Annotated in this window: 17 protein-coding genes; 7 read left to right on the top strand and 10 right to left on the bottom strand. The window is 38.0% G+C overall.

Annotated features, from left to right (window positions below):
• Positions 1–32: 32 nt before the first annotated feature.
• From dnaX to nadE, 5 genes are all read right to left on the bottom strand, one after another.
• On the bottom strand, positions 33–2,435 hold the full coding sequence (dnaX, locus tag ABJD71_RS10810) for a DNA polymerase III subunit gamma/tau (RefSeq protein ID WP_348168712.1): 2,403 nt from the start codon (positions 2,433–2,435) through the stop codon (positions 33–35).
• Between the two features lie 9 nt (positions 2,436–2,444).
• Positions 2,445–2,981 (bottom strand): adenine phosphoribosyltransferase, encoded by a 537-nt coding sequence (apt, locus tag ABJD71_RS10805; RefSeq protein ID WP_348168710.1) that lies wholly within the window; start codon positions 2,979–2,981, stop codon positions 2,445–2,447.
• 45 nt (positions 2,982–3,026) lie between these two features.
• Positions 3,027–3,149, bottom strand: a complete 123-nt coding sequence (locus ABJD71_RS10800) for a hypothetical protein (protein ID WP_348168707.1) — start codon at positions 3,147–3,149, stop codon at positions 3,027–3,029.
• A 169-nt stretch (positions 3,150–3,318) separates the two neighbouring features.
• Complete coding sequence (locus ABJD71_RS10795; RefSeq protein WP_348168704.1) at positions 3,319–3,657, bottom strand: P-II family nitrogen regulator; 339 nt, start codon at positions 3,655–3,657, stop codon at positions 3,319–3,321.
• A gap of 30 nt (positions 3,658–3,687) precedes the next feature.
• A complete protein-coding gene (gene nadE, locus ABJD71_RS10790) occupies positions 3,688–4,518 on the bottom strand; it encodes an ammonia-dependent NAD(+) synthetase (RefSeq protein ID WP_348168701.1) in 831 nt (276 codons plus the stop codon).
• A 218-nt stretch (positions 4,519–4,736) separates the two neighbouring features.
• Here nadE and ABJD71_RS10785 point away from each other — a divergent pair, with 218 nt between their 5' ends.
• From ABJD71_RS10785 to ABJD71_RS10770, 4 genes are all read left to right on the top strand, one after another.
• On the top strand, positions 4,737–5,279 hold the full coding sequence (locus tag ABJD71_RS10785; RefSeq protein WP_348168698.1) for a GspH/FimT family pseudopilin: 543 nt from the start codon (positions 4,737–4,739) through the stop codon (positions 5,277–5,279).
• A gap of 194 nt (positions 5,280–5,473) precedes the next feature.
• Complete coding sequence (glpQ, locus tag ABJD71_RS10780) at positions 5,474–6,460, top strand: glycerophosphodiester phosphodiesterase (RefSeq protein WP_348168695.1); 987 nt, start codon at positions 5,474–5,476, stop codon at positions 6,458–6,460.
• A 502-nt stretch (positions 6,461–6,962) separates the two neighbouring features.
• Complete coding sequence (locus ABJD71_RS10775; RefSeq protein WP_348168692.1) at positions 6,963–7,463, top strand: hypothetical protein; 501 nt, start codon at positions 6,963–6,965, stop codon at positions 7,461–7,463.
• A gap of 305 nt (positions 7,464–7,768) precedes the next feature.
• Complete coding sequence (locus ABJD71_RS10770; protein WP_348168689.1) at positions 7,769–9,463, top strand: methyl-accepting chemotaxis protein; 1,695 nt, start codon at positions 7,769–7,771, stop codon at positions 9,461–9,463.
• 808 nt (positions 9,464–10,271) lie between these two features.
• Here the strand turns inward: ABJD71_RS10770 and ABJD71_RS10765 are convergent.
• Positions 10,272–11,150: an OmpA family protein gene (locus ABJD71_RS10765; protein ID WP_348168686.1), complete on the bottom strand. Its 879-nt coding sequence runs from the start codon at positions 11,148–11,150 to the stop codon at positions 10,272–10,274.
• Between the two features lie 145 nt (positions 11,151–11,295).
• On the opposite strand from ABJD71_RS10765, the gene rnt reads away from it, so the two are divergent.
• Entirely contained in the window at positions 11,296–11,922 is a 627-nt protein-coding gene (gene rnt, locus ABJD71_RS10760; protein ID WP_348168683.1) for a ribonuclease T, read from the top strand.
• Between the two features lie 85 nt (positions 11,923–12,007).
• Here rnt and ABJD71_RS10755 read toward each other — a convergent pair whose 3' ends face one another.
• Positions 12,008–12,613 (bottom strand): peroxiredoxin C, encoded by a 606-nt coding sequence (locus tag ABJD71_RS10755; RefSeq protein ID WP_348168680.1) that lies wholly within the window; start codon positions 12,611–12,613, stop codon positions 12,008–12,010.
• A gap of 297 nt (positions 12,614–12,910) precedes the next feature.
• Here ABJD71_RS10755 and ABJD71_RS10750 point away from each other — a divergent pair, with 297 nt between their 5' ends.
• The gene (locus tag ABJD71_RS10750) at positions 12,911–13,105 is read left to right on the top strand and encodes a bacterioferritin-associated ferredoxin (protein WP_348168677.1); all 195 of its coding nucleotides are present in this window, start codon (positions 12,911–12,913) and stop codon (positions 13,103–13,105) included.
• Between the two features lie 74 nt (positions 13,106–13,179).
• Here the strand turns inward: ABJD71_RS10750 and ABJD71_RS10745 are convergent, their stop codons facing one another.
• Positions 13,180–15,087 (bottom strand): M1 family metallopeptidase, encoded by a 1,908-nt coding sequence (locus ABJD71_RS10745; protein WP_348168674.1) that lies wholly within the window; start codon positions 15,085–15,087, stop codon positions 13,180–13,182.
• A gap of 180 nt (positions 15,088–15,267) precedes the next feature.
• Between ABJD71_RS10745 and smrA the strand changes: the two genes are divergently transcribed.
• Positions 15,268–15,858, top strand: coding sequence for a DNA endonuclease SmrA (gene smrA, locus ABJD71_RS10740; RefSeq protein WP_348168671.1), 591 nt, complete (start codon positions 15,268–15,270; stop codon positions 15,856–15,858).
• 32 nt (positions 15,859–15,890) lie between these two features.
• Here smrA and ABJD71_RS10735 read toward each other — a convergent pair whose 3' ends face one another.
• Together ABJD71_RS10735 and purL are read right to left on the bottom strand one after the other, a co-directional pair.
• Positions 15,891–16,058 (bottom strand): hypothetical protein, encoded by a 168-nt coding sequence (locus ABJD71_RS10735; RefSeq protein WP_348168668.1) that lies wholly within the window; start codon positions 16,056–16,058, stop codon positions 15,891–15,893.
• A gap of 239 nt (positions 16,059–16,297) precedes the next feature.
• The gene (gene purL, locus ABJD71_RS10730; RefSeq protein WP_348168666.1) at positions 16,298–20,188 is read right to left on the bottom strand and encodes a phosphoribosylformylglycinamidine synthase; all 3,891 of its coding nucleotides are present in this window, start codon (positions 20,186–20,188) and stop codon (positions 16,298–16,300) included.
• Positions 20,189–20,270: the final 82 nt, after the last annotated feature.

Genomic DNA, 20,270 nt, shown 5'->3' with positions numbered 1-20,270 from the left:
CTTTAACTTGGATAAATTTCGTTAAACTTTTACTATCTAGCAACGATACTTTGTTCATCTACGACTGCATTAAATAATTCTTGTAGTAGCTGCACACCACTATCGCTATTAATCACTTGTTTGGCGTAGGTTTTTCTAACTTTATTAATTTCCATTTGTAATGCATACGGAGTATTAATGGGTTTACCTAGCTCAATTTCAAGTTGAACATTGGTATTTAGTGCTAAACAAATCGCATCGGTGAGTTGCTGCCTAGCACTGGGGGAGTCTAAGTGAGCTTTACTGTCTAATAACGTCAATTGAATAACATTTCCCTGCTGTTCAAAGGCAGAGTGTAAAGCAAGCTGCTTAGTTAACGCGGTCACTTGCATTTCATTGATTAGCCTACTCCAATCATCCACTTGCTGTGAATGAATGACTTTTTGATTGTCTTCTAAAAATGCTGGAATGGTCACCGTTACTTCACCAACATTTTCACTATCTAAATGAGCATTTGGGTCAAATACTTGCGAAGCATCCGCTTCAGTAATTACGTCTTTAGAAAAAGCATTTAGACCAGTACGTTCAGTAGTTACACTTTGACCGATATCTTCTATAGGCCATGGAGGCATTTCATTCTGCTGGAATGTCTCATCAGATATGGCATCGCGTTGCGGCTCTGCAACAGGCTCAATTGAAGTGGGTTGAGCCGATGGTTGAACTCTACGAGCGCTGAAAGGATTAGGGTTAACGTCTAACTGGGTATTCTCACTATTATTGGTTTCTGAGCCTTGTGACGGAAAATCGAGCCCCCCTAGTTCAGATCCATTTTGTAAATCGCGGCCTTCAGTTTCAGACTTTTTTACCTGCTGTGCACTTCCCTCCCCTTGGCTTCTACTTTCTTTAAGTTGATTTCTAAGTGCAATTAACTCAGCAGTACTTTTTACAGGAGAGGGATTGCTTGCTTTTTCGTTGCTTTGAATAAAACTATTATTTAACGTATCTGGAGCTACTTGCTCCTCTGAGCCAACAGGCGTCATTTGATCATAGTCTATAGGCTCATAACCATAACCTTGGGCTTGGTTAAGAATTTCTTGCTGTTGTACATTCAGAGCTTGTTCATTCTCTGATGTTTCATGACTATTAACCGCAAGAGATACCTCTGTTTCATCAATTGTAGGCGTTGTTTCAACGTTAGACTCTGTATGTACTTTTTCAGTTTGCTGTGGTTTTTCTTCTTCAGAAAATGCGACAGCCTCGGGAGTTGACGCTATTGATGATGCAAGCGCACTTTGCTCAGTTACATTTGGTATGTTCGTTGAATTTTGCTTTGCAGTTTGTTGACTAATATCTATGGCATTTAACTTTATGCCCGCAGGACAAAACGCTAACATACGTAACAAGGTCATTTCAAACCCCGTCCTTGGATCTGCAGCATAAGGCAAATCTTTTTTGCCCGTTAACGCTATTTGGTAAAGCAACTGAACTTGTTCAGCTGGTGCAGATTGAGCCAATTGGTAGATAGCCCTCGCTGCGATTGTCTCAAGTTTGCAAGCATCGGGTACAAATTGAGTTAAGGCTATTTGATGCAACAAACTCATAATCTCAGCTAAAACAGCACCGAAATCTGGCGCTTGCTGCGCCATCAACTCAACTTGCTCCATTACAGAAGCACTGTCTTTTTGCACAATGGCATTAACGACTTTAACAACTTGATTTTTATCCATCAAGCCAAGCATGTCTGTCACAACTTGTAAGGTAACATTCCCATTACCTTGTGCGATAGCTTGGTCCGCTAGGCTTAATGCATCACGCATACTTCCTTGAGCAGCTCTGGCTAATTGAGTTAGCCCCTCCTTTTCAAAAGCGAGATTTTCTTGTTGCAGTACAAAATCTAACTGCTGTGTAATTTGAGCACGAGATAATGCTTTTAAATTAAACTGTAAACAACGAGACAATATAGTAACGGGTAATTTTTGCGGGTCGGTAGTTGCGAGTAAAAATTTAACATGAGGAGGAGGCTCTTCAAGTGTTTTCAACAAAGCATTGAAGCTATGCTTAGACAACATGTGAACTTCATCTATTAGATAGACTTTATATCGACCACGACTAGGCTTATATTGAACATTATCGAGTAATTCTCTGGTGTCTTCGACCTTAGTGCGAGAAGCCGCATCTATCTCCAGTAAATCTATAAAGTGGCCCTGCTCTATTTCTTTACAGGTACTACATTGACCACAAGGATTAGAGCCTAAGCCTTCTTCACAATTTAAACTTTTAGAAAAAATTCTAGCGATAGTGGTTTTACCTACCCCTCGTGTACCTGTAAACAAGTACGCATGGTGTAGCCTATCATTATCAAGGGCGTTAGAAATGGCAGTAACGACATGCTCTTGTCCAACCAACTCACCAAAACGATTAGGCCGCCATTTTCTCGCTAAAACTTGATAACTCATAAACCTTGTTTACTCACCTTCAAATTCACAGATTGAAAAGCTCTTAACGCCTATATCTAATAACTTTTGCTCGCCACCTAATTCTGGCAATGAGATAACAAAACCTGCATGTTCAACTATGCCACCTAAACGACGTATTAAATTGGCAGTTGCTATCATAGTTCCACCGGTTGCTAATAAGTCGTCTAGCATTAAGACTTTCTCTCCGGGTTTAACAGCATCTTTATGTATTTCTAAACTGTCGCTACCATACTCCAGTTCGTAACTTTCGCTAATGACCTCTCTTGGTAACTTTTTAGGTTTACGCACGGGTATAAACCCAATACCTAGTTCAATTGCAAGCGGAGCGCCAAACAAAAAGCCACGAGCTTCTGTTCCTGCAACTTTATCAAACCCCATTGGAGCATAATGTTTTACTAGCAATTCAATAGATTTAGAATACGCTTTGTGGTCTTCTAAAATAGAAGTCACATCTCGAAACATGACTCCAGGTTTAGGGTAATTAGGCACGGTTTTAATAACCGATTTTATATATTCGAAAGGCACGAAGTTTCCCGTAATTTAAATAAATAGTAAAAGAACGTGATGTCACTAGAGGTAAAAAACGAACCATCCAAGCACGGCGTGCATTAAAGGTAACGCGGCTAACATTCCAATAGCTGCGAATAAGTATCCCCAATTAAATGGGTCATACGAACTTTGCTCTTCTTGCATTTTAATACTCCATAATTCGTGGCTACAAGCCTACGTGAAACAATTAAATAAGGGCGCTGATGGTAATTCAAGTGATAATAAATTGATAGTCCTAAAACACTGTTCATGGACACTTGATTACTTTTCAAACGCCTATAAAGCTGGGGCGTATTGACCATTACATAAAGCGTTAAACAGCATCTTCGTTTTCTTCTCCGGTTCGAATGCGTATCACTCTTTCGACCTCACAAACAAATATTTTACCATCGCCAATCTTACCTGACTGTGCAGTTCCAATGATCACTTCAATACAGCGTTCAACTTGGTCATCGGCAACCACTAACTCAATTTTAATTTTAGGTAAAAAGTCAACATTGTACTCTGCCCCACGATAAAGCTCTGTATGACCTTTTTGGCGTCCAAACCCTTTAACTTCAGTCACTGTCATACCATTTACACCAACTTCAGATAATGCTTCACGAACATCATCCATTTTAAAAGGTTTAATAATTGCTTCTATTTTCTTCATATTTGTATCCTGTTATTCGTCTATCTTGGTTCAATCATAAATGGTCGGGATTGGCACACGTTTATGCTGTGTTTTTACGTAAATATCGACCAATTTACTAGATACTGACTTATCTACAATTCTGCCTTCTAAAAAGTCATCAATTTGATCATAACTTAAGCCAAGGGCTTGTTCATCGGCTTTTTGAGGGGTTAGAGTTTCTAAGTCAGCTGTAGGTGCCTTACCGATTATATGTATTGGCGCCCCTAGGTGTTCTGCGACTTGTCTAACTTGTCTTTTATTTAAACCAAATAGAGGTGCCAAATCACATGCACCATCACCGTATTTTGTGTAAAAGCCTGTAATATTCTCAGCTGAGTGGTCTGTCCCCAAAACTAAACCATCAAGTAAACCAGCAATTTGATATTGAATCACCATACGAGTTCGTGCTTTCACATTCCCTTTTACAAAGTCTTTCTTGGTTTCACTTTCTGGGAGTATACCTGCTGACTTAACAGCTAGCGTAGTTTGTTTATCTATTGCATCAGCGCCTGGCTGAACGTTAACAGCTATACTTTTACTTGGGTTAATAAAATCTATAGAGGCTTGTGCATCGTCTTCATCAGCTTGCACATCATAGGGTAATCTTACTGCTATAAATTGGTAATCTTGTTGTTGAGTTTCATTCAAGCCATCTACTGCTAATTGCGCCAGCCGCCCAAGAGTACAAGAGTCTATTCCACCACTGATACCCAAAACTAGAGTTTTCATTGAGCTGGCAATAAGTTGAGACTTAATAAATTCAACTCGCCTTGTAATTTCAAACTCAACGTCAATCTCTGGCAGTACACGCATTTCTTCAATTACAGTATTACTTTGCATTTTTTCTCTCATTATTAATTCATTGTGGCCATTATCTAGCTGAGTGTTCACATTATTTCTGGAGGCCTTGTTCATTTAAATTTCATCAAGGCAACTGCTGTAATACAAATCATATTACCAAGATGTGTATATGAATCCTAACCCTAAGACAATATTTTATACCCAACAAAATAAAAATTGCATTATTATTTAAAAGACCCAAAAAAGGAGTAGTTTTCGTGAAACATCAAAAAGGTGTAACGCTAATTGAGATGATGATTGTGATATCTATTATCGCCATCGTTTTATTGTTTGTAGCGCCCAGTATGCAAAGCATTGTAATTAAAAATAGAATTGTTTCTGAAATAAATGATACTAGTGCACTTATTCAATATGCCCGACATACTGCAATCAACGAGCAAGTTTTAACAGTTGTTTGCCCATCAGATGACTATGCTACTTGCGGTGATGACTGGAATGATCCGAAAATAGTATTTATTGATGAAGATGGAAATAGCACAAGAGGCAATGATGAAGTATTGTTAGTAAGCATAGAAGCAAGCTCTGAAACAAATATTGCGACCGCGTCGAGGGATATTATTATATTTACTGAAAGTGGCTCATCAATTAACATTGTTGAGTATAAAATTTGCCATAAAGACGGTAATACTGCTTACGCCCATGGGCTAACGGTTAATAGGCAAGGTAGGGTTAAAATGGGCAATGATAGTGATAGTAATGGCATTAATGAAGACTCAATTGGTAATGATTTATCTTGTTGATCCCCTCCTAACTTTCAGTAACAGCTTTAATTCAAGGTTAAAAGCTATTCAAACCAGTTAACATAAATTAAAACCTCTGTCATATTTCCTACCTAAATGTACTTTAATATAAAATAACCCACTTATATTTTTTTAAATATAACAAGTGAATCCTCCCTTATTGGGGTATCAAGTAACTTTGCCAGAGCAGAAAAATGAATGTTATAAAATCGGTAATACTAGGAATAATTATGAGTGTTTTTACAATTAATACCTTACAAGCAGAACCAATTGTTATTGCACATAGAGGGGCATCTGGTTACCTCCCTGAACATACCTTAGAGTCAGTCACCTTAGCTTATGCCCAAGGGGCTCATTATATTGAACAGGATTTAGTGGCAACAAAAGACGCTAAGCTTATAGTTCTGCACGACATTCATTTAGAAACGGTGACTGATGTACAAAAAAAGTTTCCTAATCGTAAGCGCCAAGACGGGCGTTTCTATGCGTTAGATTTTACTTTGGCAGAATTAAAAACATTAATAGTTCATGAACGGCGAGATGAAAAAGGTGATTTGGTTTTTAAAGATCGCTACCAAGGAGTAGCTAACTTTCAGATAGCTACTTTTGAAGAGCAAATTGAATTAATCCAGCAACTTAATCGTCAATTTGATAAAAATACCGGTATTTATACTGAAATAAAATCACCAGCTTGGCATCAGGAACAAGGTGTTGATATTAGTCGATTAACAATGTCCATATTGAGAAAGTATCAGTTAGACGACTCAAGCAAAGCTGTTTATGTGCAATGCTTCGATTTCGATGAAACTAAACGATTAAGGAAGGAGCTAGGGGCCAAAGTTAAACTGATTCAACTTATTGCTGAAAATGATTGGCAAGAATCAGCAACTAACTACAACTATTTAAAAACAACAAAAGGGTTAAAAGAAGTTGCTGAAGTGGCACAAGGCATTGGTCCATGGATTCCTCAAATTCTTAATTTAGAAACAAAGGCCCCTACAAATTTAGTTGCTTTGGCTCACTCAGAAGGTTTAGCCGTACATCCCTACACTTTCAGAAGAGATGCTCTACCAGTTAACATTACGGCTGAAGAAATGTTAAATGTATTGTTCAATGATGTAAAAATAGACGGAATATTTACCGACTTCACTGATATTACGGTTGACTACCTTTATCAGTAATTTATCGGCCTAAGACTATAGCGCTAACCATAAAAAAATGTTCCATAAAGGCAGGCTTGAAATAACCTCAAACTTTTTTGAGTCTGTAATAGAAACTGATATATACCCACCTCAGACACCACAAAGCAATAAGATTGATGGTAAACTTACACTTTGGGTATACTTACTGATAGCTTAGTATTGCTTCACATACCTTAACAAAATCACGAACACGTTTGTTGATTTTAAAAGAAAACAATTACTGCGTTACTACTCAACATCAAAAACACCCTCAAATTCTTCGAAAATGATGCTATTTTCTTATAAAAAACAAAATTCTTAACTTTTATTACAACAATATCAAAAACAAATCCATGTCCATTGACGTATCATTTAAAATACCCTACAACTTTAGTCTATGTAACTTTCTTGTTTATTATGTTGTAGTATTTACTCCAAGAACAGCAAGGTTACATACCTTTATGTTTACAAATTTAATAAATTAACCAGTGTAGGAAATCGTATGAAATTTATACCTATTATATTTTTAGCCACGTCTATCGTAGCAGTTTCAAACAATGCTTTAGCTGCAGGAGATGCTAAACACTTCCCAGGCGTTTTTATTGGTGCGACTCATGTTGATGGAGAAACTGACTTTTCTTATGGTATTGAATATGAATACAAGTTTTCGAAACAGTGGGGAGCTGGCTTAGTCTATGAAAAAACCGATGACGCTCACCATGGTGCGGGTCTCGACATTATGCTTGCATCTGCTTACTTACACCCATGGAAAGATTTAAGGTTGGGCTTAGGTTTTGGTAAAGAAACAGTTGGGAGTTTTGTAGAAGATGATGGTCATGGTCACTACCATCATCATGCAAGCCATAAAGAAAATTTAGTTAGAGCGTCTGTAAGTTATGACTTTCACGTAGGCGACTTTGGCGTAGCTCCAACGTTTGCAGTTGATTTCGTTGATGGAAAAGAAGCATATGTGTTTGGCGTAGCGCTAATAAAGCCATTTTAATAAACAGCGTAAGTCTTTTACGCGTTATTTTTAAGACGAGAAGTGCAACGTAGAATGCCTATTGTACGGTTTTAAGTTGCATTTCGTTTTTATGAACTTAGTAATTAATAACTTGATGCCTATAGTTTTTTCTAATATCGCTAGATTAAAAAATACATTCTATTGATTCAATATTTATTAAGTTAAGTTTTCGAAAGTTCAGCCGAAAGAAAGCTACAGAGATTTTACCATAGACATTAGTTATGCCGCTGTTCACCGACAATGTTTTAATTTAGCGGCAAATAACTTTGAGAGAGGAATACAAGATGTTAACCCGCATTAATATTAGACAAAAAATTTACGTGTTGGGCGTAATACAGATAGCGATGATGCTAATAATGGGGACAGTTGCCATAGTGCAAATGGCAAAAATTGGCTACGAGCTGATAGACATTGCAGAAGAAGATATTCCTCTCGCTAGTAAAGTGACAGTAATAACAGAACTTCAACTTGAGCAGAGTATCCTGTTTGAGCGCGCCCTATTTTATGCATCTTTAACCTCACTTGATGTGCCTAATGCTTTAAGCGACTTTAATCATGTTCAGACAGAAGTCCTAGAGATTACACCCATTATTGGCAGGAAAATAAAAGAAGCAGAAGACTTTTCAGAGCACGCGATCGACGTTGTACATTCGGAAGAAGGCAGAGAAAAGTTTGCAAGTGTACTTAATTCTCTTAAAAGCATAGAACTGAAATACAAAGAGTTTTCAAATGGAGTATCAGTCATCCTAGATACGGCTACTAAGGTCAGTCCGGTAAATTTATCTAAAACAGCCCATCAGATTGAAAGCTTAGAGGATACGTTAAAAGAGGATCTAGTCAGTCTTTTAGATGGTATCCAGAAGTTTACTTTGGCAGCCTCCTTAAAAGCGGAGGAAGATGAGAAGGCAGGAGTTAAATGGATAATCGCAACTTTCGTTACAGCTGTAATTATTTGTATAATACTCCCAGTTTTAATTAGCCGCTCAATCGTTAATCCAATAAATGAATTAATTGATAGGTTGAAAGAAATAGCGAATGGTGATGGTGACTTAACTGTAAAGCTTAATGATAAAGCTAGAGATGAAACAGGTGAGGTTGCTCGAGCATTTAATACTTTTATTGGTGTAATTAATAAGCTAATTTCAAACACGAATAATCAAGCTAATGAATTAGAGACCGCTTCAGACGTAGCACTCAGTGTAATGAAAGAAACAGCAGCAAGCATTGAAAAACAACATGCTGAAACTGCAATGGTTGCTACGGCAATTAATGAAATGAGTAGCTCTACACAGGAAGTTTCTCGCAGCGCAACCCACGCTGCAGAAGTTACTCAAACAGTAAAAAATAAAGTTATTGAAGGTAAGCAAGACGCCATCGAAACACAAAATATAATTACCCAGCTTTCAGAAGAAGTAAGTGAAGCATCAAGTGTAATTGAGAGCTTAGTTGAAGAAACCAATAATATTGGTAATGTACTCGAATCAATTCAAGGTATAGCTGCACAAACTAATTTGTTAGCTTTGAATGCTGCAATCGAGGCTGCTCGGGCGGGTGAAACAGGCAGAGGCTTTGCGGTTGTTGCAGACGAGGTAAGAACCCTAGCACAGCGCACTCAAACCTCTACTGTCGATATCCAAGACTTATTATTACGGCTTAAAACAGAAGCAAATAACGCAGTTACAAGCATGAGTAAAGGAACTGATAGCGCGGCAATTTGTTTAGAAAAAAGTACTAAAACTAGTCAAACATTTGAAGAAGCCTCTGATTCAGTTAGTCAGATATCTGACTTAAATTTACAAATAGCCGCAGCTGCTGAAGAGCAGTCAGCTGTTGCAGAAGAAGTAAATAAAAATATCGTAAAGATTAGCGATCTTGCAGATGTAACTGCTCGAGGTGCAAAATCAGCTTCAAATGCAAACACAACTATCGCCAAACATGTTACAGAGCTACATACTAACCTAAACGTGTTTGTGGTTTAGTACTAACAATTATGGTGTAGAAGGTTAACTTTCCATTTAAACCTTCTACACCATAGAATTCTTACCAATTAAAGTACAAGCCAACAAAGCGTAAAGAGAAATATCTCGCCCTCCCCAAATGACTCTAACGTGAAATCATAATTGATACCCTGATATCTAACGACAGAAATGAAGTGTTCTAACCTCGACCTAACCTGAAATATTAAAAAGAGTGGATACCCTTTTTATGAAGGTGTTAACCTTTAATCAAAACAACAAGATAGCTTTTGTATTCCAGACTAACAACCTGGTCATTGAGCATAAATCTGATTCAATTAATTTAGTCGAAGTGCATAGAAAAAAATAAAAATACTAAAATGTAAAAAGTGTATCCCATGATACTTTCTATCGTTATCAGAAATAACTACAAAGTTGTGCAATTGATGCGTATATCAGTAACTCTCGAGCCCAATCAACAGAACTATGTCATTGATGCGACAGGCCAACTTACTGATAAGCCGACCATTAAACTTCCCACTTACGGGGAACACTGCACCAATTAGGAGTTACATCAGAAAGACGTTTTACAGGTGAGCACAGGTTGTGTTGCGTCACAATTTAGAAAACTAATTGAAACAATTAGAAGCGCTAAAATAAAAAGTTGCGAATAAGGTATTATCTCCAATAGATACTAAGGTAACAGCGTTGGAGACATTACTTAATAGAAAACTGCTTGAGTACAAAATAATTCAGCTCATATCTAAACTGACAACACCATATGAATAATGGGTAACTGTCAGATCAGGTCTGAGCTACTACGTATAATCAATTATGGTTTTGACATTCTAATTACGACACGACGGTTTTTGGCTCTACCAGTCTCATTAATGTTTGTAGAAATATGACGCCTCTCTCCATGACCTGTAACATCTATTCTTTCGGGCGAGACTCCCATTGAACTAAAAAACTCTTTTAATTCAACAGCTCTTTGGATTGACAATTTTTTATTAATCGCCCGTCCACCATAACTATCAGTATAGCTGTCCATTAATACCAATTCTAAGTCTGTATCCTCCTTTAAATAGTCTCCAATCATAGCGAGGCGCTTTTCTGAATATTTAGTTAACCGAGTGTTATTAAACTGGTATGTTAAAACTGTATAAGCGATATCCTGAAAGCTATAAGGAAGCAAATTCGAAACACACTCAGCAAACTTTTCATAGGGCCCAATAAAATTGCTCGCATTTAATCCAACGGCCACTCGATCATACTGATTGTACCAATCTTGATAATATATAGTTGGCCAAAACCCTTTCTCTAATTCTGATAACATAGTCCATGCTGCTTGCTCGGGTAAATCACCGTCATACTGCTTTCTTATGCTCATGTCCGCTATCGCTCGTTGAATCTGACCAGGCATCCATTGAGGAGGAACTGAATAAACAGCCGCTACTCCATAAGATTTAGGCAGCCTTAACATATCAAGTTCAAATTCCATATTTAGCTGTTTAGAAGCGTGACTATAAAACATGGCTTCACCATAGCCAGGAATATTATGACTCAAGGTACACTGTAGTCGATTTTCATCTTTAAGTTGCCACTCAGAATTTTCAACCTTTGCAGCATATTGGCGTAACGCACCATGTCCATTTAATGATAATGAGATAAGTGAAAGACAAAAAACAGATCGTAATATTTGGTTAGGCATGAAATGATATCCTCGCTTCTGTTTAGTTGTATCGACAATTATCACAATATATTTAGCATTAGCTTACCTCTAAGAAGCCATTTAGGCTAGCTACTGAAAAAGAACCTTGCCATAATTACCACATATAAATAGTCACTGAGTTTCCATGTCACAAATTTTTGAATTAAAGAATCGTTTTAGAGGGTACTTTCCCGTTGTTGTGGATGTTGAAACTGCGGGTTTTAACTCGCAAACTGACGCATTATTAGAAATTGCAGCTGTGACTACTAGGATGGATGAAAATGGATTTTTTTATCCAGACAAAACATTTCACTATCACATAGAACCCTTTAAAGGTGCCAACCTAGAAAAAGCTGCACTAGATTTCAATGGAATCGACCCTTATTGTGCTTTAAGGGGGGCAGTAATCGAGGCGGACGCTTTGAAAGATTTATGTAAAAAAATCCGTAAAGAACAAAAGGATTCTGACTGTCAACGCTCTGTCATGGTGGCCCATAACGCAGCATTTGATTTGAGTTTTGTTAATGCAGCAATTGCAAGGAGTAACATAAAACGTAGTCCTTTCCATCCCTTTGTTTCTTTTGACACTACCACTTTAGCAGGGCTGGCGCTAGGGCAAACAGTATTAGTTAAAGCTTGTATGGCCGCAGGCATAAGCTTTGATCAAAATGAGGCCCACTCAGCTTTATATGACACTGAAAAAACAGCAGAGTTATTTTGCTATATAGTAAATCGTTGGCAAAGCTTAGGTGGCTTAGAAGCTCATAATTAATGCAGCTTTGTTACATTGTTGGTTTTCTAAAGCAGAATATAAAAAACGCTTCAAAAGAAGCGTTTTTTTTATAAAAGTGATCGAATTATAAGCTATCAGCATTCTCAGTTAGGTAGCTTGCAACACCTTCAGGACTGTCAACCATACCTTTTGAACCTTCTTGCCAACCAGCTGGGCATACTTCACCATGCTCTTCATGGAAGTTCAAAGCGTCAACCATACGTAACATCTCATCAATGTTACGACCTAAAGGAAGATCGTTTACGACTTGGTGACGAACTAGTCCCGCTTCATCAATTAAAAATGAACCACGGAACGCAACACCAGCATCTGGATGCTCAACATCATATGCTTGACAAATTTCATGCTTTACATCTGCTACTAATGTGTATTTTACAGGACCAATGCCACCATCATTGATAGCAGTATTACGCCAAGCGTTATGACTGAATTGAGAGTCGATTGATACACCAATAACTTCCACACCGCGTTTAGCAAACTCTTCATAACGCTTATCGAACGCGATTAACTCTGAAGGGCAAACAAATGTGAAATCTAGTGGATAAAAGAAAACTACTGCCTTTTTGCCTTTAATCGCTTCACTTAAGGTAAAGCTATCAACAATTTCACCACTACCTAGGACGGCTGCAGCTGTAAAATCTGGTGCTGGGCGACTAACTAATACACTCATTTCTATTCTCCATTTACTTTAAGTTAAGAATTACAAAATCAATTTTAACCATGCAATTCATTTTAATACAGGTTCTTCTGTTAGCCATATGAGTGCGGTTGCTCAAAAAGCAAGGTCTAGTGAGAAAATATAATTAAATTAGAGTTCTACGCCTTTAACTATACTTCAAAACATAGCTAAGTCTTACAATCTACATCTGACAAAGATCTTAATCGAATAATAAAACTACAATTAATAAGTTGATCTTTATACAAATAACAATTATTCTTGTTTGCATAATTATTAGTAGGATTAGTTATGTACGTTTGTTTGTGTCACGGTATCACAGATAAAGCAATTCAGCAGGCTGTCACAGAAAGTGGTGTAGGCAATATTCGTGAGCTTAAGAAAAGACTAAACGTTGGTTCGCAATGTGGAAAGTGCATACAATTAGCTCAAACTATTATCGACAATACAATAATAGACGAATCTTTATTCAAAGAAGTTAGTTAATCATTGTTTCAATTAAAAAGGCCGGTCAATTGACTGGCCTTTTTATTTTCACCACGTTAATTTAATTACATTACCTATTTAATAAATTTCTCATTCACTTTAACTGTCAAAGGGTGATAACCATCTTTGGCCTTTGCAAACGCTTTTTGAGCCATTACTTTTCCCTCAGGAGTTGATGCCAACGCTCTATATAATGGCTTAATCAATTTGTTGCGGCCAATTGAGACTAAATATTCATTAAGCCTAGGAAATGCTGGTTCGTACCAGTTATTGACACAAATTAATAACCAGCTGTGGGCTATTTCATTATTTCTACTAATTGTTAATTCAAATGCGTCATCTAACTCTTCAAGTTGCATTGTAGTTAGGTTTTCAGGCAAATTGTTTAAAAAATACAACCATTGATGGACAACCCAATGCTTACTGTCAATCTCTTTAGCGTCAATCGTACCAGACAACCAGCTATTTCTAGCTTCATCTACAACTGCAAATGCATCAGACTCAGGAACGGGTGCGCCCTTAGGCACACCGGGTTTGAATATCCACTCATCAATACGTTCTCTGGATAATTTACCGCTGTATTCTTTTAAGAGAGTTCCTTCTAAATAATAAATAAAATCGCCTGTTGTAATACTTTGAAAAGCAAATGCCTCAAAATAACCTAATAAAAATTTATCAAAATTCGCACGCCCTACTTTGTGTTCTAACTCTCGCAAAAATAATGCGCCCTTTTCATAGGGAATATTACTAAACACAGCGTCTGGATCACGACCGTTTAAGTCAATGGCTAAAATTTGATCCATTGGTTTCAGCTCATCTAAATCAGCTTGAAGATCTTGACGACCTAAAACGGCTTCCATATTAAATCGCTCTTCACCATACACCATTTCCATTATTCGATACGTAAGGTAAGTGGTAAAACCTTCGTTTAACCACAAGTCACGCCATGTCGCATTTGTTACTGTATTTCCAGACCAAGAATGCGCTAACTCATGCGCAATAAGTGACACTAAACTTTTATCACCAGCAATAACAGTTGGGGTGATAAAAGATAACCTAGGATTTTCCATACCACCAAAAGGAAACGAAGGTGGCAAGATTAAAAGATCATACCGGTCCCAACTATATGCACCGAAGTTTTTCTCTGTCGCTATAAGCATAGACTCAGTATCTTCAAATTCTTCAGCTGCAGCATCTAAAATATCAATTTCAGAATACACACCTGTTCTCTCGCCCATTGCTTTAAAATGTAAATCGCCAACAGCTAAGGCAATCAAATACGAAGGTATAGCCTGCGGCATAGAAAAGTGATATTGACCGTCACGAAGAGTATCAGGATCGTTAGCTGCGCTCATAACAGCTAACAGCTCTTTTGGCGTTCTGATGGTTGCTTCATACGTCACCCTAACCTTTGGAGAGTCCTGTAGTGGAATAAAACTCCGAGCATGAATTGGTTGTGACTGCGTAAATAAAAAGGGGTGTGTCTTGCCAGCTGTTTGTGCTGGTGTTAACCATTGCAAACCAGAAGCTTGAGGAGAGGTTTTATAAAAAATCGTCACATTATCAGCTTCTGTTGGCAGCTGAATTGTGAGCGCGGCGCCTAGAAATGAGTCTAGTTTCGCCAAGCTAAACGCGATGTCTTTTCCCTGTGCCATGACCTTAGAAATAACTAGATCACGAGTATCCAATATTAAGGTATCAGCGTCAGTTGTAATTTTTTGGAAATCTATAGTCACGTGCCCTGATAAGGTCTTTTGCTTAAAATCAACACTGAGATCTAAATTTAGATGAGTAACTTTAACCGAATCAGGATTCGAAAAAGAATGATAGTCCTGGGTATTATGGTATGCGACTTCTATTTCACCTGACTTGTTTTTTCTTTCTGCTTGAACACCAAGCGCGCTATTTTTTGTTCCTGATTCATTACATCCGACAATCATTAACAGAGTAAATAAGCTTAAGATTAATTTTTGTATTGCCATTATAAAAATTCCACAAAGTCCGTAAAACAAGTTAGTTGTTGCATATTAAGCTAAATTTAAGAATTCAGAGAATTTAAATCTCTTAAATCTCTTAAATCTAGAAGTAAAAATCTTACATTGAAATTTTTTAATTTTAATCTTAAATTTGTTCTGAAATTCATCAATTAGAATGGTTAATAAATGAAAAGTACATACAATTTAGTAGATGATTCTAACGAATTTTTAAACGAATTCAGAGACGTCACGCCTTTAAGACAAGACAACCACTTCCAAACTTCACAAACAAAGTTCACCTTAGCGAAACAATTAAAACGAGAAGCGATTGAGGCAGACTATAATCAGGCTAAAAATTACCTAAGCACTGAGGAGCTGCAGCCTTTAGATCCTTATGACCACATAATGTTTAAGCAAAGTGGCATACAAAATGGTGTTTACAAAAACTTAAGACTCGGAAAGTATGCTATTAACTCGGTATTGAATTTGCAAAATACTAAGTTTGAAAAAGCGAGACATGATGTGTTCAATACTATTTTACACAGTCACTCTCAGGGTGAGCGTGTAATCCTAATAAAACATGGATTAGGGCTTCATAGTAAGCCTTTTCAAGGGCTATTAAAAACGTATATCAATAAATGGCTGTATCAAATGCCTGAAGTCATAGCATTTCATACCGCTCAACCCAAACATGGAGGGAACAGCTCAGTATATGTTTTACTAAAAAAGAACCAACAGCAAAAAACTAACAACCGAGAATTATATTACAGCAGATAAAACCAATCCAAAAACTAACAAAAAATTATAATTCACTTCTGGCTTTTCATGTCCTCAAAAGCTTGGCAAACCTCAGGAGTATGTGTACTTTGAGATAGTGTTGAAGATTTAGCTGACGCACTAAAAATTGCAGCAACGATTAAAAAAATGACAGTAACTAATACACTGGTTAAACCAAACCCTTTATTTGAACGATTCATATGCGTCTCTTATTATTGTTGTTACTTTAAGTTGTAAGACTAGGAAAATTATATTTAGTTCAAAAATAAAATTCTAAACTTGTCAAGAACTGAACAAATATTAATCACTATTTATCTGATATACAAGAGTTTTATTCTATTAAAGTTATAAATAATAATACTAACGTCTATAGGGGTAAAATATATCGGCGACAATTCAAAATGAACTGTCACCAACATAACGTTTGTATTTGAATTGTCTAGCCTAGATATACTCTGGCATTTCTAAACATGCGCATCCAAGCACCATCTTCTTGCCATTCACTTGGATACCAAGAATTAGCTACACTTCTAAAAACTCGCTCAGGATGAGGCATCATTATGGTTGCTCGCCCGTCAGCACTGGTTAACCCAGCTATGCCTAAAGGTGAACCATTTGGGTTTGCAGGATAATTTTGTGTAACCTTTCCATAGTTATCGATATATTGAAGAGATACTGCGGCGGCATCCAGTGCGCCCAGTGGTCCTACTTCTGAGCTAAACTCTGCCCGCCCCTCACCATGAGAAACCGCAATTGGCATGCGAGAGCCCTGCATACCATCAAAGAAAATTGATTTAGATTGTTTGACCTCTAGCATAGCGACACGTGCTTCAAAACGTTCAGATTGATTAGTTACAAAGTGAGGCCACAAATCGGCGCCTGGTATAAGCGACTTGAGATTAGACAACATTTGACAACCATTGCACACTCCCAGAGAGAAGGAGTCAGGCCTTTCAAAAAACGTTGCAAATTGATCACGGGCTTGATTATTAAACAAGATCGATTTCGCCCAACCTTCTCCCGCTCCTAATACGTCACCGTAAGAAAAGCCTCCACAAGCCACCAATCCTTTAAACTCTTCTAATGAATACTTGCCAGACAATATATCACTCATATGAACATCTACGGCGGCAAATCCTGCCCTGTCAAATGCCGCAGCCATTTCTACATGAGAATTCACTCCCTGTTCCCGTAAAATAGCTATTTTAGGAGCAACGCCTTTAGCAATGTATGGAGCTGCCACGTCTTCAGTTGTGTCAAAACTCAAAGTAGCATGCAGGCCAGGATCTGTGACATCAGCTTTTGCGGAAAACTCTTGCTCTGCACATTGTGGATTATCTCTGCGCTTTTGCATATGTAACGTAGTTTGAGCCCAAGACTGTCTATAATGAACACGAGTATTTTCTAAAATCGTTTTTTCATTAACGCGTACACTAATATTATCAGTAGTGTTAAGTGTACCAATCTCAAATACAGTATCCGCAATTCCATGCTCTTCAAAAATAGTCATTACATGCGCTTTACTTTCAGAACGAATCTGTATTACGGCGCCTAATTCCTCATTGAATAACAGCTCAATAGGAGACCCGGTTAACGCATCGAGAGAAACATCTACACCTACTTTTCCGGCAAACGACATTTCAGATAGTGTTGTAAATAAACCACCATCAGACCGGTCGTGGTATGCCAATAAATATTTTTCATTTACAAGTTTTTGAACCGCTAAGAAAAAGCCTTTTAACAACTCTGGAGAATCCACATCAGGAGCGATATCACCTAATTGCTCATAAACTTGAGCAAGACAAGATGCGCCTAATCGATTTTGACCTTTGCCTAAATCTATCAATAATAACTCTGTGTTATCAATATTGGTTTTCAGCTGAGGTGTAAGGGTTTTACGGATATCTTGTACCGCACCAAATGCCGTAATAACCAAAGATAATGGGGAGGTAACTGACTTCTCTGAACCTTCATCTTGCCATGTGGTTTTCATAGACATTGAGTCTTTACCTACTGGGATAGTGATACCCAGTGCCGGGCATAATTCTTCACCAACAGCCTTAACTGCCTCATAAAGACCGGCATCTTCACCAGGGTGCCCAGCTGCGGCCATCCAGTTTGCTGATAAATTTATCCGTTTGAAGTCACCTATATCAGCAGCTGCAATGTTAGTTAACGCCTCACCCACAGCCATACGGGCAGAAGCAGCATAATTAATCAAAGCTAATGGAGTTCGCTCACCCATTGACATAGCTTCACCTTGATAGGTGTCAAAACTAGTCGCGGTTACCGCTACATCAGCAACTGGTACTTGCCATGGCCCCACCATTTGATCTCTTGCAACTAAGCCTGTAACCGAGCGGTCACCAATAGTAATCAAAAAGGTTTTTTCAGCAACAGTTGGTAAATTTAGAACACGTTCAGCAGCTTCTGATAAGTCCATAACTGATGTATCTATAGCTTGAGTATGTAATTCTTTAGAATTTACATCTCGATGCATTTTAGGTGTTTTTCCTAACAGAACATCTAATGGCATGTCTATTGGGTTATTCTCAAAATGACTATCACTTAAGGTTAAGTGTTCTTCCACTGTTGCTTCTCCCACAACAGCGAAAGGTGCGCGCTCACGACGACAAATTGCTTCGAATATGGCTAAGTTTTCGGGAGCAACAGACATAACATAACGTTCTTGGGATTCATTACACCAAACCTCAAGAGGGGACATACCCACTTCATCATTGGGCACATTACGAAGTTCAAATTTACCACCACGGCCAGCATCACTAACAAGCTCAGGGAAAGCATTAGATAATCCCCCAGCCCCCACATCATGAATAAATTGAATGGGGTTATCCTCACCCATTTGCCAACATTTATCTATTACTTCCTGACAGCGGCGTTCCATTTCTGGGTTTCCCCTCTGTACTGAAGCAAAATCTAAATTTTCACTTGATTGACCTGATGCCATAGAAGAGGCAGCACCGCCACCTAATCCTATATTCATGGCTGGGCCACCTAGAGCAATCAATTTTGCACCAACGGTAATCTCACCTTTTTGGATATGCTGCTTACGAATGTTACCTAAGCCACCAGCCAACATAATGGGTTTGTGATATCCCCTAACCTCTTCACCATTAAAGCTGGTCACTTTTTGCTCGTAAGTTCGGAAATACCCTAAAATACTAGGACGCCCAAATTCATTATTAAATGCTGCCCCTCCTAACGGACCATCCATCATAATATCGTAAGCGCTAACAATTCTTGAAGGCTTTCCGAATTGTGACTCCCAAGGTTGAGAAAAGTCTGGAATGTTAAGGTTTGATACTGAAAATCCGACTAAACCCGCTTTAGGTTTAGAACCTCTACCTGTAGCCCCTTCATCACGAATTTCACCACCAGAGCCAGTGGCAGCACCAGAAAATGGTGCAATAGCCGTTGGGTGGTTATGAGTTTCAACCTTCATGAGAATATCGATATCTTCATGATGGTATGTGTATTCCTTGGTTTCTGCATCTGGGAAGAAACGACCTGCAAAACTACCTTCCATTACAGCTGCATTATCTTTATAAGCTGAGTGGACATTCTCTCCACACATCTCAAAGGTGTTTTTAATCATCTTAAACAATGATTTAGGTTGAACCTCACCATTTATAGTCCAATCTGCATTGAAAATTTTATGGCGGCAGTGCTCTGAATTAGCCTGAGCAAACATATATAGCTCAACGTCATTAGGGTTTCGGCCCAATCGAGTAAAGTTTTCAAACAGATAATCGACTTCATCATCAGCTAAGGCCAATCCAAGATCAACATTAGCCCGCTGCAACTCAGCTTTACCTTTCTCTAACATTTTCACAGACGTTAAAGGAGCGAATTGACTTTGTATAAACAAAGCCTCGGCTTCAGAGAATTCATCTAAAACGACCTCTGTCATTCGGTCATGTAAAACTGATTTAAGTAATGTTAATTGCTGGTCATTTAACTCGTCAGATTGCACATAATATGCAATTCCTCTCTCAAGCCGATTAACTTTTGCTAAACCACAGTTATGAGCAATATCCGTAGACTTTGAAGACCAAGGTGAAATTGTACCAGGTCTTGGAATAACCAGAAGTAAGGATCCTTCAGGCTTATGTTCTTGAATAGAAGGTCCATAAGTTAACAACTTTTCTAGGACATCATTGTCTAGGTCTGATAATTCACTATCAACACTTACAAAGTGAGTGAATTCAGCATAAATACTAGTTACAGGAAGTGAATAGTCAGCAAATTGAGCTAAATATTTCTCAACACGAAAATCGGATAACGCAGGTGTACCGCGAAGCACTAACATAGAGTCATACCTTGTAGCGGAATTTGCCACCACATTGGTTAGCGACAAATCGATGAAAGAGGAATTTTAAGGCGCGAATTAT

Origin of the sequence: Paraglaciecola sp. (genome assembly GCF_039943935.1) — a bacterium.
Taxonomy (GTDB): Bacteria; Pseudomonadota; Gammaproteobacteria; order Enterobacterales; family Alteromonadaceae; genus Paraglaciecola.
This window is presented reverse-complemented; position numbering and strand designations above follow the sequence as displayed.